The following is a 15,631-nucleotide window of genomic DNA, read 5'->3' as shown; positions in this document are numbered from 1 at the left end:
AAGGCGATCGCGGCGATGGGCGGGATCGAGAAATCCTCGCAGCAGATCGGCCAGATCATCGGCGTCATCGATGAGATCGCGTTCCAGACCAATCTCCTCGCCTTGAACGCCGGGGTCGAGGCGGCGCGGGCTGGCGACGCCGGGCGCGGCTTTGCGGTGGTGGCTTCCGAGGTGCGGGCGCTGGCGCAGCGTTCGGCCGAGGCGGCGAAGGAAATCAAGAGCCTGATTTCGGCCTCGACGGCGCAGGTCGGACAGGGGGTCGATCTTGTCGGCGAGACCGGCAAGGCGCTGGGCCGGATCGTCGCCGAAGTGGCCGAGATCAACGGCCTCGTCGCCGGAATTGCGGCGAGCGCGCAAGAGCAGGCGAGCGCGCTGCATCAGGTGAATACGGCGGTGAACCAGATGGATCAGGTGACGCAGCAGAATGCGGCGATGGTGGAGGAAACCACGGCGGCGGCGCATTCGCTGAGCCAGGAGAGCGAGGAGCTGGCGCGCCAGCTTGGCCGTTTCCAGCTTGGGCAGGAGGCGAATGTCGAGCCGATGCGGGCCAAGGCGGCAAGGAGCGCGCCAAGGCCCGCATCGAGACCAGCTCGCCCTGCGCTGAAGACGCTTGCGGGGCCAAGCCGGGGCGGCGCCCTACGCAAGCCGGAGGCCGCCGCTCACGAAAGCTGGGAGGAGTTTTGATGTCCCATGCGCCCGAAACCGGGGACCATGCGCCGCCCGTGCTTGAATTGCCTGAGTTTCTCGACCTGAAAGCGGCGGCGCCGCTGGTCGGCCAACTCCTAGCGCTTCGGGGCGAGGAACTCAGCATCGACGCCTCGCGCGTGCAGCGTCTCGGCGGCCAATGTCTGCAAGTGCTTCTCTCGGCGGCCATGACCTGGAAGGCCGATGAGGCGCCGCTCGCTTTCATCAATCCGTCGCCCGACTTTATCGAAGGCTTGAAGCGGCTCGGGATCGCTCCAGCCGAATTCATCGATCAGGAATTGCCTCAATGAGCAAGACAGTACTCACCGTCGACGATTCGCGCACCATGCGCGACATGCTGATGCTGGCCTTGTCCGACGCCGGCTATCGGGTGGTGCAGGCCGAAGACGGCGTGCATGGGCTGGAGGTTCTCCTCGGCGAGACGCCCGACGTCATCGTCACCGACATCAACATGCCGCGCATGGATGGCTTTGGCTTCATCGAAGGCGTGCGCAGCGACGATCGCCATCGGGCGGTTCCAATCCTCGTCCTGACCACCGAGAGCGATGCCGGGAAGAAGGACCGCGCGCGCCGCGCCGGGGCCACCGGCTGGATCATCAAGCCCTTCGATCCCGTCAAGCTCGTCGCCGCGATTCGGCGCGTCGCCGCCTGACCCCAAAGAGGATACAAGTCCATGGATGCGATGGCGGCGATCAAACAGACCTTTTTTCAGGAATGCGAGGAGCAGCTCGCCGAACTGGAGATCGGGCTTCTCGCGATTCAAGATGGCGACGTCAACCCTGAAACGGTGAATGCGGTTTTCCGCGCCGTCCATTCCATCAAGGGCGGGGCAGGCGCCTTCAGTCTCGACGATCTGGTGCATTTCGCCCATGTTTTCGAGACCGCGATGGATCATCTGCGCGCGGGGCGCCTCGCTCCCTCGCATGAGGTTCTAAAAACTATGCTGCGGGCGATGGATGTCCTGGCCGATTTCGTGCGCGCCGCGCGCGATGGCGGCTGCGTCGACGCCGAGCGCAGCCAAACGCTCGCTAAAGAACTGCGCGCGCTCGATCCCGACGGCTCTGGCGCAGGCTCGGAGATGGATGACGAGGAGATCGCATTCGAGCCGGTGCTGATGGACCAATCGATGTTCGATGACGAGCTGGAGGCCGCCGCCGCGCCCCCGGTTCGGCTCTTCACCATTCGCTTCAGGCCGAAGGCCACCTTGTACGCCAAGGCGAACGAGACCGCGCTTCTCCTGCGCGAAATCGGGCTCCTCGGCGAGATGGCGATCGCCTGCGATGCATCCGCGCTGCCCTTGCTTTCGGAGCTCGATCCTGAGGGCGGCTATCTGTCCTGGACCATCGAATTGCTGACGACGCAGGACGAGGCGGCGATCCGCGAAGTGTTCGAATTCGTCGAGTGGGATTGCGATCTCGACATCGAGTCCGACGCCGCGAGCGCCGCGCCAGACGACATCGACCTGGCCGCCCTCATTCAAAAAATGCAAGCGACGGTCGAAGCGGAGCTTTCGGCCTTGAGCCCGCCGCCAACCCGCGTGGATCCGCTTGCCGAGGCTTCTCGTAAAGACGCAGATGCATCGGCGGATCCGGGGGTGATCGATCTTGCCAAGGCGCGGCAGAAGAAATCCGAGCAGGCCGTCGGCGAGCATTTGGGACCGAAGCCGGATCAAGGCGCCGCCGGGGGCGCATCGCAGCCGACGATCCGCGTCGATCTCGATCGCGTCGATCGCCTCATCAATCTCGTCGGCGAACTGGTCATTAATCAGGCCATGCTGGCGCAGCGGGTCATGGAGGCGGGGCTCGCCCGCGCTTCGGGCGTCGCGACGGGGCTCGACGAGTTGGAGCAATTGACGCGCGAGATCCAGGACAGCGTGATGGCGATCCGCGCCCAACCGGTGAAATCGGTCTTTCAACGCATGCCGCGCCTGGTGCGCGAGGTTGCGGCGATGACCGGAAAGCTGGTGCGCCTCGTCACCGAAGGAGAAAACACCGAGGTCGACAAGACGGTGATCGAACGTCTGGCCGATCCGCTCACCCATATGATCCGCAACGCCATCGATCATGGGCTGGAATCGCCCGAGGCGCGCGCCGCCGCCGGCAAGCCCGAGGAAGGGCTGGTGCATCTCTCGGCCCTGCATCGCTCCGGCCGCATCGTCATAGAGGTCTCCGACGATGGGGCCGGCATTAATCGCGCGCGAGTCAAGGAGATCGCCGCGAGCAAGGGACTGATCGCCGCCGACGCTTCGCTCTCCGACGAGGAGATCGACAATCTCATCTTTTTGCCGGGATTTTCGACGGCGCCGAGCATATCCGACATCTCCGGCCGCGGCGTCGGCATGGATGTCGTTCGCCGCTCGATCCAGGCGCTCGGGGGCCGCATATCGATCACTTCCCGGCCGGGCCGGGGATCGACCTTCACCATGAGCCTGCCGCTGACCTTGGCGGTGCTCGATGGAATGGTGGTGACCGTCGCCGGCCAAACGCTGGTGGTTCCGCTGACCGCCATTGTCGAAACGCTGCAGCCGAAAATCGCCGACGTCCACGGCTTTGGCGGCGGCGCGCGGGTGATCGCCATCCGCGAGCATTTTACGCCGCTGATCGATGTCGGCCGCGAACTCGATTATCGCGGCGAAAATGCCGATCCGCTGGCTTGCGTCGCGCTCCTTGTCGAATCCGAGGGCGGCGTCCGCAGCGCGCTGCTGGTCGACGCGATCTTGGGCCAGCGTCAGGTGGTCATCAAGAGCCTGGAGGCGAACTACCGCCATGTTCCGGGCATTGCGGCGGCGACCATTCTTGGCGATGGCCGCGTCGCCCTGATCCTCGACGTCGACGCGGTTGTCGCCAGTTCGCGCGCCGACTCCGCCGCCTTTGAACAGTCCCTAGCAACAGCAGGTTGAAGCACATGACCGAGATCATCAGGACTGACATAGCGAGCGCCCGCGAACTCATCGCCTTCCGCATCGGCGCGCAAGAGTTCTGCGTCGACATCATGTCGGTGCGCGAAATTCGCGGCTGGACGCCGGCGACCGCGCTGCCTCAATCGCCGTGCTTCGTTCGCGGCGTCGTCAATCTGCGCGGCGCGGTGCTGCCGATCGTGGATCTTGCGGCGAGACTGGGATTTCCGCCGGCCGAGCCAACCGCCCGCCACGTGATTATCGTCGCCCAGATCGAGGCCCAAGTCGTTGGGCTTCTTGTCGATGCGGTCTCCGACATTTTGACGGTGACCGACGATCTCGTGCAGGCGACGCCCGACGTCGCCTCCGACATGGCGAAAACATTCGTCCGCGGCGTCCTCGCCATCGACAAGCGGATGATCAGCTTGATCGCGCTCGACCAGGTCCTGCCGGCGCCCGAACGGGACGCCGCATGACCTTTGCTCACGCCCTCAAAACCAAGAGCGCTGGGCTTGTGCCCGGCGAGTTCGTTCTGACGGGGGACGACTTCCGTCAGATCGCCGCCATGCTGCATGCCGACGCCGGCATTCATCTGCCTGAATCCAAGGCCGCGCTGGTCTATTCGCGGCTGGCCAAGAGATTGCGGGCGCTGGGGCTCGCGAGCTTCCGCGATTATTGCGCCTTGGTCGCAAGGAGCGAAGGCGTCGATGAGCGTCAGAAGATGTTGGCCGCCCTCACCACCAATGTGACGCGGTTCTTCCGCGAGCCGCATCATTTCGAACATCTCGAGGTTGAAGTTCTGCCGCCGCTGCTTGAAGCCGCGCGCCGGGGCGAACGGGTGCGGCTATGGTCCGCCGCCTGCTCCAACGGTCCGGAGCCTTATTCGATTGCGCTCACTGTGCTCTCGTTGATGCCGGACGCGGGCGATTTCGACGTCAAGGTGCTGGCGACCGACATCGATCCCAATATGCTCGCCGAAGGACAACGCGGGATCTATGCCGAAGCGCTCCTCGAGCCCGTGCCTGTGAAAATGCGGGCGCGCTGGTTCGTCCCGGAGGAAGGCGGTCCGCGAGGCGGCGCAAGAAGCTTTCGCGTCGCCGAGCCGCTGCGCGAACTGGTCGCCTTTCGCGAACTCAATCTGTTCGGCGACTGGCCGATGAAGGGTCCGTTTCAGGCGATCTTCTGCCGCAACGTCGCGATCTACTTCGAGGAAGAGGCTCAGGCCCGGCTTTGGGCGCGCTTCGTCCCAATGCTCGCGCCGGGGGGCAGGCTCTATATCGGCCATTCCGAACGGCTCGCCGGGGCTGCGGCGGCTTTGTTCGAGAACGAGGGCATCACAGCCTATCGGCTGCGGCGGGGAGTGCGCGCATGAAGCCGGTCCGCGTCCTTGTCGTCGACGATTCAGCAACCGTGCGCGGCCTCATCCGCGCGCTGCTCGGCCGCGACCACAGAATCGAGGTGGTTGGCGAGGCCGCCGACCCGCATGAGGCGCGCGCCGCGATCAAGGCCTTGAACCCGGATGTGATTACCCTCGACGTCGAGATGCCGAAAATGAACGGCCTCGAGTTTCTGGACAAGATCATGCGGCTGCGGCCAACGCCCGTAATCATGGTCTCCAGTCAGACCAGCCGCGGCGCATCCGCCGCGTTCACCGCGCTCGAAATGGGCGCCTTCGACTGCGTCGCCAAGCCGGGGCCCGGCGAGCAGGACGTCTTCGCCGACCTCCTGGCGGCAAAAGTGAAGGCGGCCGCTGGATCGCGCGTGCGCTCCCTGACGCGGCCGGATCAAGGCGGTTCGTCCGGCGCCGGGGCTTTGCCAGCGGGCCGGTCCTATCGCCCGGATGGACGCGTCGTTGCCATCGGCGCATCGACCGGAGGAGTCGAGGCGCTCGTCGCCGTCTTGTCCCAGTTTCCGGCGAATTGTCCTCCGACCGTGATCACCCAGCATATGCCCGCGACTTTCACCAAGACCTTCGCTGAACGCCTGGATCGCCTCAGCAAGCCGAGCGTCACCGAGGCGGTCGACGGCGCGCCGCTCATTCCCGGACATATCTATCTGGCGCCTGGAGGGGCGGCTCATTTGGAAATTGGGCATTCATCTTCGCTGCGCTGCCGCCTGCTGCAAAGCGATCCGGTCAACGGCCATCGGCCTTCTGTCGATGTGCTGTTCCAATCGGTCGCAAGCGCGGTCGGCTCCAGGGCCCTTGGCGTGATTCTCACCGGGATGGGCCGCGACGGCGCCGAAGGTTTGCTTGCGATGCGCGGGGCGGGGGCGGCGACATTGGGCCAGAACGAAGCCTCCTGCCTCATCTATGGGATGCCCAAGGCCGCATTTGAGCTCGGCGCGATCGAGAAGCAGGTCCCCTTGAACAGAATTGCTTCAGAGATTTTACGCATCACTTGCGCAGAGTGAGAAGGAGAAGACCTATGCCGTTCGCAGCAGCGATGCGAGTATTAATCGTCGACGATCAGCTCACCAGCCGTCTGCTGATTCGCGGCGGCCTGCAGGACCTCGGCATTTCCGACATAGAAATGGCCGCCGATGGCGAGCAAGCGTTCAAGATCATGATGGGCAAGCCGGCCCATCTGGTGATTTCGGACTTCAACATGCCGAAGATGGATGGAATAGCTTTTCTGCGGGCCATCCGCGCCTATGAGCCAACCAAGAAATCCGCGTTCATCCTCCTGACCGGCCGAGGCGACAAGGAACTGATCGACCGCGCCAAGCAATATGGCGCCAATAACATCATCGCCAAGCCGTTCACGATCCCTGTGCTGAAGGCGCAGATCGAGGCCATCGTTGGAAAACTGAAATGAACAAATGCCAGGCCGGGCGGATCGGCGGACGCTTCGGCGCCGAGGACGAACAGCGCGTTCACATCATCCAGGGCGAATATCACGTCACCGATGACCCGAGCGTGATGCTGACCACTTTGCTGGGGTCCTGCGTTGCGGCATGCCTGCGCGATCCCTTGGCGGGCGTCGGCGGGATGAATCATTTCCTTCTGCCAGGCCAGGCATCGCCGAGCCAAGAGGCGGGGCAGGAGAATGGCCCGCAACGGAAGGAAGCGGAGCGCTATGGCGTTCATTTGATGGAGCTTCTGGTCAACGGCTTGCTGCGCCATGGCGCGCGGCGCGAGCGGCTTGAGGCGAAATTATTTGGGGGCGCCCGGACGATGGATGGCCTTGCCGACATCGGCGCCCTGAACGCGGGCTTCGCCGAACGCTTTCTGCGCAATGAAGGGATCCGGTTGATTGGCGGCAGTCTTCGCGGCGACCAGGGCCGGCGCATTCAATTCTGGCCGGTTTCCGGCCGCGCCCGCCAGGTTTTTCTGACCGCCGCCCAGATTCCGCCGCCGCAAGCCATCGCCGCGCATAAGTCATCGACCGGCGGCGCCGTCGAATTTTTTTGAGCCTCGCCAATGCCCCAATCGAGAAACCGCTTCTCGATGCCGAACGATCGGACCGCCGATGATGAACGCTGAAATCGAAAGCGTCGAGATTTCCCGCCGCTCGCAAGTCCACATGGGCGATGTCCTTGGCCGCGTTGGCCATGAACTGAGCCATCTCGCCCGGCTGCTGGCGCATCTTGAGATCCTTCTGGGGCCGCTGATCGTCGAAGCCGCAGGTCGTGACGCCGCTGTGCTGCGACACATGCAGGGATTCGATCACATCGGGCAAAAAGTCTCCGGCCTCGCCGATTTTCTGGCGGCTCTGGCCCCGGCCGCCTCGGATCAGTGGATGCTGGACCCGACCGAGGCGGCGCGCGTCGTCACGCTCGCGGATCTGGCGTCGAGGCTTGTTTTTGAGGAAGACCAAAATGCCTGCGCCACCGCCGGAGGCGACTGCGAACTTTTCTGATCGACTTTTTGCGTCACGCCCTAGGCGGGGTGGACACTTACCTGAGCCAGATGACGGTGGCGGCGAGGGTAACGATGGCGAGATAGTGTTTCGAGGTCTTCTCGAAGCGTGTTGCGACGCGCCGGAACTGCTTCAGCCTTGAAAAGCAGCATTCGATCAGGTGGCGTTGAGCGTAGAGGTCTTTGTCGAGCGGGTATTTGAGGGCGCGCGACGGATTGTTCGGGATCACAGCCGCAGCGCCTTTTCGCGCGATGGTCTGACGCAGTTTTTCACTGTCATAGGCTGTGTCGGCCATGACGACGTCGGCGGGCAGGTCCTCGATCAGGGCCTCGGCCTGCGGGGCATCCCCCTTCTGGCCGGCCGTGAGGATGAAGCGGACCGGACAGCCCAGGCCGCGCACGGCCATGTGGATCTTGGTGCTCAAGCCGCCGCGCGAGCGGCCAAGGGCCTGATCTTCAGACCCCCCTTTTTAGCCCCGGCAGCGTGCTGGTGGGCGCGGACAATGGTGGAATCGACGATCAGGTATTCAAAGTCGGGGTCGTCCGACATGGCTTCGAAGATGCGCCACCAGACACCTTTGTGGCTCCAACGGCTGAACCGGCGAAAGACGCTGTTCCAGTCGCCGAACACTTCGGGCAGGTCGCGCCAGGGCGAGCCGGTCCGTACATCCACAAGACCGCCTCGACAAACATGCGGTTGTCGCGGCCGGACGAGCCGCGCGTGCGCGCGTCGCCGATGATGTGGGCCGACATCCGCTCCCACTGATCGTCCCGAAGAATCAGACGGTCCAGAACGCCCATGGCTGCCTCCAAAAGACAGCCTTGAATCACACCCCAACACCCTTGGGAATCCCAAGAGTCCACACTTCCTAGGCGGGGTGGCGCGAGGGCTTGCCGTCGGGACCGGCGAAAGGGAAAATCCCCGCCTTGAAGCTTGCGGCCATGTGATTGGCCTTGGCGAGCGCCTTGGCGGCGAGGTCGGGCGGCAAGGTCGCTTTGGCGGTGTCTTCGAACAAGGCCAGCCACCGCGTGAAATGCTCGAGCTCAATCGGCAAATTCATGTGAAGCACAAAAGGCGAACCCTTATATGCGCCTGTGCCGAGCAGGGCGTTCGACCAGAAATTTGTGATTACTCTCATGTGGACGTCCCAATCATCGACCTTGGCGTTGAACACCGGGCCGAGCAAATCGTCCTTGCGCGCCTTGGCGTAGAATTCGCGGACGCAGACGCCGATGGCGTCCTCTTGAGTGGTTTGGGTCGACTCCATTTCGGGTCCTTCCATGTTTGCCAGAAAGTGGCTGGGGAGCCGCGGGCGGCGGCGTCCTCAACCCTAGAGCGTTTCCCGATCAGATGGAGTCATCTGATCGAAAAGGAATCGCTCAAATTCAATGACTTGGAGCATGTTTTGATCGAAAAGGTCGATCAACTTTTTCGGAACATGCTCTAGCGGCGCCAGTTCTTGCGAAAGGGCGATGCATAGAGTTTATATGACCAAAAATCCAGCGCCTTCAGCCGCGCCATTTTTGCGCGGCCGCGTCATCTTCCGCTTTGGCGTCGACCCAAGCGGCGGCGCCTGAGCCGGGCTCGGACTCGGCGGAAGCATCGGTCGGATGCTGCTTCTTCCAGAAGGGCGCCTGAGTTTTTAAAAAATCCATGAGAAAAGCGGCGGCCTCGAAAGCCTCGGCTCGGTGCAAGCTCGCGGTGACGACGAGCACAATAGGCTCGCCTGGCCTGATAAGGCCGAAACGATGCAGGACGACGACGCCTTCAAGCGTCCACCGCGCTGCAGCCTGGGCAACGACGCGGCTGATTTCCTCTTCCGCCATGCCGGGATAATGTTCGATTTCGAGCGCCGCCAGCGCGCCGCTTTCGTCCCGGCAAAGTCCGGTAAAGGTGACGACCGCGCCGAGGTCGGTCCGATTCTTCGTGAGCTTGGCGGCTTCCTCCGCCGCGTCGAACATATCTTCCTGGACGCGGACGATGACGCGGCAGCTCACGTCATCACCCTCCGGTCATTGGCGGGAAAAAGGCGATTTCGCGGGCGTCGGCGATCGGCGCGTCATGTTTGACATGGATGCGGTCGAGCGCGGCCCTGATCGTCTTCATATTTTCAAAGGCGGCGGCATAGCCCTCGTCCTTCTCGCGCAGCCAGGTCATGAGTTCGCCGACCGTCGCGATCCGATCGGGCGGCGAGAGCTCTTCTTCGGCTTTGCCGATGCGTTCGCGCACCCAGGCGAAATAGAGAGCTTTCATTTGTTCGAACCTTTGCGCGGCGCGAGAGCATGCCGATCGAGCGGCGCTACTCGCCGCTCACATGCTTCATGCCGGCTTTCAGATAGTCCCAGCCCGTATAGAGGGTGAGCAGGGCCGAAAGCCAGAACAGGGTCAAGCCGATGATCAGCGTCCCCGGCAATATTTCCTCGCCGGACGGACCGGCGATCAGAAAGCCCAGCGCAACCAGTTGCATCATGGTCTTCCATTTGGCGATCTTGCTGACAGGAATCGAGACTTTAAGCTCGGCCAGAAATTCCCTGAGCCCGGAAACGAGGATTTCCCGACATAAGATGACGATCGCCGCCGACAAGGAGTAGCTTTCAATCGTATGATCGGCGACCAGCATCATCAAAACCGCGGCGACGAGAAGCTTATCCGCGATCGGATCGAGCATCTGGCCGAGAGTGGATTGCTGCGACAGGGCGCGGGCGAGATAACCGTCGAGAAAATCGGTGATTCCGGCGGCGATGAAAACGCCGAGGGCGACCCAGCGCATCCATCCGATTTCCGACCAAAACAGGCAGCCGACGACGACCGGAACCGCGGCCACCCGTCCATAGGTCAGGATATTGGGCAAGCCCCAGGTCCGGCTTGAAACTCTTGATATCGTCGTGGTCGCCATGACTCGAGGGAACATATTCTCCAAGGCCGCGTCAATAGGCGGCAAAGGCTCCTGTCAGTCAAAATGCCGTTTAGCGCCGCGAGGGCGTTGAATTGTCGCTATCTGCCCCGCTCGTGAAAAAAGTCATAGACGAGCCGGGCGGTTGCGGCGTTGATCCCTGGCACTTTCTCGAAATCGGACAAGGCCGCTTGCGAAATCGCCTTGGCGGTGCCGAAAGCATGCAGCAAGGCGCGCTTGCGCGAGGGGCCTATCCCGGCAATATCGTCGAGCGGGCTTCGGGTAAATTCCTTTTTCCGGCGCGCGCGATGCGTTCCGATCGCGAAGCGATGCGCCTCGTCGCGCAGGCGCTGCACGAAATAAAGCGCCGGGTCGCGCGGGGACAGCCTGAACGGCTCCCGGCCGTCGACAAAAAAACTTTCCCTCCCGGCATTGCGGTCGGGACCCTTGGCGATTCCAACGATCGCCACGCCGTCAACGCCAAGATCAGCCAGGATCGCGCGCGCCGCATCGAATTGGCCTTGACCGCCATCTATCAGGATGAGGTCAGGCTTTTGCGGGAACGCATCCTGATCGTCGTCGCCCCCATCGGCTGGCGCCGGCGTTGGCTCCGTTTCCGGCTCGCCGCTGGCGCTCCGCGCGAGGTCCAGGTTGGACGCCGCAGCCTCATCCTTCATCAATCTCGCAAAGCGCCGGCGCAGCACCTCGCGCATCATGCCGTAGTCGTCGCCCGGCGTCAGTTCCTCGCCCTTGATGTTGAAGGTGCGATAATGCGCCTTCATGAATCCATTGGCGCCCGCCGCGATCATCGCGCCGACTGCGTGCGTCCCCATGATGTGGGAATTGTCATAAACCTCGATTCGGCGCGGCTTCCGCTCCAGGCCAAAGGCGTCGGCGAGGGCGGCGAGAAGATGCTCCTGCGACGCTGTTTCGGATAATTTGCGGCCGAGAGCCTCGCGCCCATTTTGCGCAGCATGTTCGACAAGCTCTTTTTTTTCGCCTCTTTGCGGCGCCGCGATCTCGACTTTGCGGTCAGTTCTCTCGCGCAGGGCCTGTTCGAGCACCTCGCGGTTTTCGATGTCATGCGAGAGCAGGATCAAGCGCGGCGCCGGCTTATCGGCATAGAACTGAGCCAGGAAGGCGTCGAGCACCTCCGCCGGCGAAAGGGATTTGTCGGCGCGCGGAAAATAGGCCCGATTGCCCCAATTCTGATAGGTCCGGAAAAAGAAGACTTCGATGCAGAACTGTCCGGCCTGATCGACAATGGCGAAGACATCCGCCTCCTCGACGCTCTTGGGGTTGACGCCCTGGGCTCCCTGGATCGCCGAGAGCGCGGCGATGCGATCGCGCAGCCGGGCGGCGCGTTCGAACTCGAGGCGGTCGGCCGCTTCCGTCATCTCTTGCGCGAGATTTTCGCGCACGGCTCTGCTCTTTCCGGACAGGAAGTCACGGGCCTCGCGCACAAGTTCGGCATAGTCCGCGTGGCTGATTTCTCCAGTGCAGGGGGCGGAGCAGCGTTTGATCTGATAGAGCAGGCAGGGCCGGGTGCGATTTTCGTAATAGCTGTCCGAGCAGGAACGCAGCAGAAACGCGCGTTGCAGGGCGTTCAAGGTGCGATTGACCGCCCATACGCTTGCGAAGGGGCCAAAATAATCGCCCTTCCTGTTGCGCGCGCCGCGATGTTTTGTGATTTGCGCCGCCGCATGATCGCCTGTCAGTAGAATATAGGGAAACGACTTATCGTCTCGCATCAAGACATTGAAGCGCGGCTTCATCTGCTTGATGTAATTGGTTTCGAGGAGAAGAGCTTCGGTCTCCGTTTCCGTCGAGATGAAGACCATCGAGGCGGTCAGCGCGATCATTCTCGCGATGCGATTGGCATGGCCCAGCGGGCGCATGTAGCTCGCAATCCGCTTGCGGACGCTTTTCGCCTTGCCGACATAGAGAACCTCTCCATCGGCGCCGATCATGCGGTAGACGCCGGGCCCTATCGGCGCGTGTCGCCAAAAGCCGCGGATGACGGAGGCTCCGTGGCGGACGGAGGCCGGCGCCGCGTCCTCGTCGAGGCCAGGGTCCATGTCGGTGCAAGCTGCGGCGTCTTCCTCGAACGCCTCGGCGGAGGGCTGCTGTCGGGCGATGGCGGAGGCATCGCCATTTGCGGCATCGATGGGGGAGGAACCGTTCCTCTGAACGCGCGTCATGGCGGCAGATTTAGGCGATCCCCGCCGGCGTGAAAAGACTTGTTCGCAGGAGCATCCGGGCGCGGCCCCGCGCAGGCCGGGACTTTCTTGAAAGGATCGTCCGCCAAAAAGGGAGGATCGGTCGGAAACAAACATCCTCCAGGAGACATCGCCTTCGCGAACCGACGCATTCCCGCCTGGATTGATTGGTTTCCGATCGCATTCTTCCGCAAAGCGCCTCGGGAAACGCCTAAAGCAATTGCAATTGCTCTCCCCGGCGCGCGGGAGGCGAAAACAAGTCGCAGCGCAAAGGCATGCGGCTTCTAGCGAGGCCGATTTTCGCCGCGGCCGCCTCGAACCGGCGTCCGATCATCCAGGCATAGGGTCCGGACCCGGCCATGCGCTTGCCAAAGGTCGAGTCGTAGAGCTTGCCGCCGCGCACCGACCGGATCAGCGCAAGGACATGCCTGAGCTTGTCCGGATAATGCGCCAGCAGCCATTCGGTGAATAGATCGCGCAATTCGAGCGGCAGCCGGAGCATGACATATCCCGCCTCGCGCGCCCCCATCGCATGGGCTCGCGTGAGAATGGTCTCGATTTCCGCATCATTGATGGCGGGGATGATCGGCGCGACCATGACGACCGTCGGAACGCCCGCCTGAGCCAGGAGCCGGATCGTCTCCAGCCGCCGCGCGGGCGCGCTCGCCCTCGGCTCCATCTTGCGGGCGAGGCCGGGATCGAGCGTCGTCACTGAAAGAGCCACTTTCACGAGGCCTTTCTCAGCCATGGGAACGAGGAGATCAAGATCGCGCAGGACCAGAGCCGATTTGGTGACAATGCCGACCGGATGATTGGTCCGCGCGAGCACGCCGAGAATCTGCCGCATGATCTGCTCTTTGCGTTCGATCGGCTGATAGGGATCGGTATTGGCGCCAATCGCAATGGTTTTGGGCCGGTAGTTCGGCGCCGACAATTCGCGCTCGAGTAGGCTCGCCGCATTGGTCTTGGCGAAAAGCCGAGTTTCGAAATCGAGGCCAGGCGAAAAGCCCAGATAGGCGTGTGTCGGCCGCGCGAAACAATAGACGCATCCGTGCTCGCAACCACGATAGGGATTGATCGAGCGATCGAAAGAAATATCGGGCGAGTCATTGCGGGTGATGATTGTCTTAGCGCGTTCTTGCGTCACTTGCGTCCGCAGCGGCGGCAGATCCTCGGTCGAGCCCCAGCCGTCGTCTTCGCAATAACGAGTCTCGCTCTCGAAACGTCCACTTTCGTTGGAGAGGGCGCCGCGACCGCGTTGCTTGTTCGGCGCGCTGACGGATAAGGAGGGCTGACCCTCCGCGGGCGGTCTCGGCGAACCGCCAGCAATGCGCTTCGCGGATCTGACGGCCGGCTTGACAGCGGCTATTGGCCGCCCTTCTTCCCTCTCGCCATGATCCTGTTTCGCCGCGTCCGCCATTTTCTTGATGATCGCCATGCCGGAGCCAATCTCTATTTTGATCGGGCGAATACAGGAATATATAGAGAACAAATAGAAAACATATGGAGGTTTGTCAAGCGTTCTTGTGGATAACTTTTGTCAACAGGCGCCTCCTTGATCGCTTCTGAAGGATTTAAGAATAAGCGACGGCAAGCGGGCAGCGCGTCGGCGCGCTTGCCTCGGAGGGCGATGGAGGGAAGGCGGTCCTCTGCGGAACCCGCTCTTGGGGGCAGCGCTGGATCGGGATCGGAAGCAAGGCGTCAAGGCGATGGTGCTGCGAGACAGGATTGAACTTTAGACACAGAGCCATAGTGCATTGATAAATATAGAGAAACCAGAGCGCCTTTCCGCTATTGTGTAACAGTTCAGGGTAACGGTTGGCAAGCTCAGTCCGTTGCCGCCCCCGCTTCCAAGTTCTTATGCTGCTTCCAGCCCCAATCCCCGAACCATTCAAGCGGGCCGACGCGTCCGTGCGCCGCCGTGTCCGTGTCGCGCTCCGTCCATATCCAAGTCTCGCCAAGCTCGGGGCGGCGGGCAGACATGGCCTTCATGACGTGCAACCCGAGGCGTGCCGTCCGTAGGAAGAAACCGACGCAACTAAGCTCCAATTCGAAGTCGCGCCCAATCGTCAACGTTACCATTGTTGTCTCCTATGCGTTTGTCAGAGTGTCCGGCTCTTGCTGGCAAAGCACGGCCGCGCCACGTTGCGGACGCTACACAATGACGTGTCTGAAAGATAGATGAAAATGCAGCAGAACATTGCAGGAAGTGCAAATAATACTATTACTTAACTATGTGGATATGAGCTTTTTATTTTAGATCAGGCGGCTACGCATGACATCGCGACATTTTGACTCAGGCATTCGGACTGCCAAGGGGTCACAAATTTTCGAGGCCCCATCACCAGCCTTTCGGCAGGAACTTCCCCCCGTCCGGCCTCGCGCGGGCTTGGTGCATGGTGCAGCGCGGCGGGCGTTTAGGAAAGGCAAGACGGCCGAGCAGAGCGCACGCTTCCTATGATTTCACAGGAGAGCGAGCCCACGTTCCACGATCTGTTCTGCCGGTACCTGCCCTGCCCGTATTTGGTCGCCATGGTACCGCGCGAGTTGCCTTAGCATCCCCACGAAAAGCGGCCGTGCTGCGATCCGAAATGCCGCCCCGCCTTCTTTGCCTTGCAGAGACGCTGTTCGTCCCGCACACGTCAGCGCCATCTCAAGATGCACGGCCGCGCTCTTTTCATTTGCCACGGGCAGTTCGCAAAGATGCTGCAAGGTCCGACTGAGGGCGGCAACAAAAGCGGCGTGAAGTTGGTCGGCGGGAATTGCTGCGGCGGCGGCTTCCAAGGTCCTGAGCTGCACTCTGTTCTTGAAAAAATGGAAGGCAAACACGGCGGGAACGGCCAACAGCGAGGCGATGAAAATCCACACGGGCGCACCTCATATCGGAAAAATGCCGGTTTAGCTTAGCACTTTCAACGCACGCCCGCCACGCACTGCCGTCCTTCCGTCCACCCCGAACCAAGCGGCTCATTCGGGTACACCTTAGCGATACAGCGCCATGAGACGCTTTTCATGTCTCATTAGGATTGACTTCGGAGTATGAGACAGCCATAAGGGG

19 protein-coding genes are annotated in these 15,631 nt (G+C 62.2%); 10 read left to right on the top strand and 9 right to left on the bottom strand.

All coding sequences use genetic code 11. The annotated features are described in order from the left end of the window. The 10 genes from DL86_RS20645 to DL86_RS18120 form a co-directional block, all read left to right on the top strand. Positions 1 to 684, top strand: a 684-nt coding sequence (locus DL86_RS20645; RefSeq protein ID WP_245276429.1) for a methyl-accepting chemotaxis protein, incomplete at its 5' end; no start/stop codon positions are given. Next, a complete protein-coding gene (locus DL86_RS18160) occupies positions 684 to 995 on the top strand; it encodes an STAS domain-containing protein (protein WP_036264484.1) in 312 nt (103 codons plus the stop codon). The genes DL86_RS20645 and DL86_RS18160, both read left to right, overlap by 1 nt. Further along, positions 992 to 1,357, top strand: coding sequence for a response regulator (locus tag DL86_RS18155; RefSeq protein ID WP_036264482.1), 366 nt, complete (start codon positions 992 to 994; stop codon positions 1,355 to 1,357). Before DL86_RS18160 ends, DL86_RS18155 begins: the two co-directional genes overlap by 4 nt. A 21-nt stretch (positions 1,358 to 1,378) precedes the next feature. Beyond that, entirely contained in the window at positions 1,379 to 3,604 is a 2,226-nt protein-coding gene (locus DL86_RS18150; RefSeq protein WP_036264479.1) for a chemotaxis protein CheA, read from the top strand. A 5-nt stretch (positions 3,605 to 3,609) separates the two neighbouring features. Beyond that, the gene (locus DL86_RS18145; protein ID WP_036264477.1) at positions 3,610 to 4,077 is read left to right on the top strand and encodes a chemotaxis protein CheW; all 468 of its coding nucleotides are present in this window, start codon (positions 3,610 to 3,612) and stop codon (positions 4,075 to 4,077) included. Beyond that, complete coding sequence (locus tag DL86_RS18140; protein WP_036264475.1) at positions 4,074 to 4,973, top strand: CheR family methyltransferase; 900 nt, start codon at positions 4,074 to 4,076, stop codon at positions 4,971 to 4,973. The genes DL86_RS18145 and DL86_RS18140 overlap by 4 nt, the downstream gene beginning before the upstream one ends. Beyond that, a complete protein-coding gene (locus DL86_RS18135) occupies positions 4,970 to 6,013 on the top strand; it encodes a protein-glutamate methylesterase/protein-glutamine glutaminase (RefSeq protein ID WP_036264474.1) in 1,044 nt (347 codons plus the stop codon). Before DL86_RS18140 ends, DL86_RS18135 begins: the two co-directional genes overlap by 4 nt. Positions 6,014 to 6,027: 14 nt before the next feature. Next, positions 6,028 to 6,417 carry a response regulator gene (locus DL86_RS18130; protein ID WP_036264472.1) on the top strand — a complete coding sequence of 130 codons (390 nt, stop codon included), beginning with the start codon at positions 6,028 to 6,030 and terminating at the stop codon, positions 6,415 to 6,417. Next, positions 6,414 to 7,013 (top strand): chemotaxis protein CheD, encoded by a 600-nt coding sequence (locus DL86_RS18125; protein ID WP_051953725.1) that lies wholly within the window; start codon positions 6,414 to 6,416, stop codon positions 7,011 to 7,013. The genes DL86_RS18130 and DL86_RS18125 overlap by 4 nt, the downstream gene beginning before the upstream one ends. A gap of 58 nt (positions 7,014 to 7,071) precedes the next feature. Further along, positions 7,072 to 7,461: a hypothetical protein gene (locus DL86_RS18120; RefSeq protein WP_036264470.1), complete on the top strand. Its 390-nt coding sequence runs from the start codon at positions 7,072 to 7,074 to the stop codon at positions 7,459 to 7,461. Positions 7,462 to 7,498: 37 nt separating this feature from the next. Here the strand turns inward: DL86_RS18120 and DL86_RS20765 are convergent, their stop codons facing one another. The 9 genes from DL86_RS20765 to DL86_RS18065 all read right to left on the bottom strand — a co-directional run bounded on the left by DL86_RS20765 (position 7,499) and on the right by DL86_RS18065 (position 15,441). Further along, the gene (locus DL86_RS20765) at positions 7,499 to 7,885 is read right to left on the bottom strand and encodes an IS5 family transposase (protein WP_342585881.1); all 387 of its coding nucleotides are present in this window, start codon (positions 7,883 to 7,885) and stop codon (positions 7,499 to 7,501) included. Then, the gene (locus DL86_RS20760; RefSeq protein ID WP_425348946.1) at positions 7,882 to 8,133 is read right to left on the bottom strand and encodes a transposase; all 252 of its coding nucleotides are present in this window, start codon (positions 8,131 to 8,133) and stop codon (positions 7,882 to 7,884) included. Before DL86_RS20760 ends, DL86_RS20765 begins: the two co-directional genes overlap by 4 nt. A gap of 196 nt (positions 8,134 to 8,329) precedes the next feature. Beyond that, positions 8,330 to 8,728 (bottom strand): group III truncated hemoglobin, encoded by a 399-nt coding sequence (locus DL86_RS18105; RefSeq protein ID WP_156964741.1) that lies wholly within the window; start codon positions 8,726 to 8,728, stop codon positions 8,330 to 8,332. A 241-nt stretch (positions 8,729 to 8,969) separates the two neighbouring features. After that, complete coding sequence (locus DL86_RS18100) at positions 8,970 to 9,458, bottom strand: molybdenum cofactor biosynthesis protein MoaE (protein WP_036264463.1); 489 nt, start codon at positions 9,456 to 9,458, stop codon at positions 8,970 to 8,972. A gap of 4 nt (positions 9,459 to 9,462) precedes the next feature. Beyond that, on the bottom strand, positions 9,463 to 9,714 hold the full coding sequence (gene moaD / locus DL86_RS18095) for a molybdopterin converting factor subunit 1 (protein ID WP_036264461.1): 252 nt from the start codon (positions 9,712 to 9,714) through the stop codon (positions 9,463 to 9,465). A 46-nt stretch (positions 9,715 to 9,760) separates the two neighbouring features. Then, positions 9,761 to 10,372: a CDP-diacylglycerol--glycerol-3-phosphate 3-phosphatidyltransferase gene (pgsA, locus tag DL86_RS18090; protein WP_425348945.1), complete on the bottom strand. Its 612-nt coding sequence runs from the start codon at positions 10,370 to 10,372 to the stop codon at positions 9,761 to 9,763. A gap of 83 nt (positions 10,373 to 10,455) precedes the next feature. After that, the gene (gene uvrC, locus DL86_RS18085) at positions 10,456 to 12,555 is read right to left on the bottom strand and encodes an excinuclease ABC subunit UvrC (RefSeq protein WP_084573017.1); all 2,100 of its coding nucleotides are present in this window, start codon (positions 12,553 to 12,555) and stop codon (positions 10,456 to 10,458) included. A gap of 229 nt (positions 12,556 to 12,784) precedes the next feature. Further along, complete coding sequence (locus DL86_RS18075; RefSeq protein WP_245276428.1) at positions 12,785 to 14,011, bottom strand: PA0069 family radical SAM protein; 1,227 nt, start codon at positions 14,009 to 14,011, stop codon at positions 12,785 to 12,787. Between the two features lie 1,025 nt (positions 14,012 to 15,036). Then, positions 15,037 to 15,441 carry a hypothetical protein gene (locus tag DL86_RS18065; protein WP_036264454.1) on the bottom strand — a complete coding sequence of 135 codons (405 nt, stop codon included), beginning with the start codon at positions 15,439 to 15,441 and terminating at the stop codon, positions 15,037 to 15,039. Positions 15,442 to 15,631 lie beyond the last annotated feature (190 nt).

Origin of the sequence: Methylocapsa aurea (assembly GCF_000746085.1) — a bacterium.
Lineage (GTDB): Bacteria > Pseudomonadota > Alphaproteobacteria > Rhizobiales > Beijerinckiaceae > Methylocapsa > Methylocapsa aurea.
This window is presented reverse-complemented; position numbering and strand designations above follow the sequence as displayed.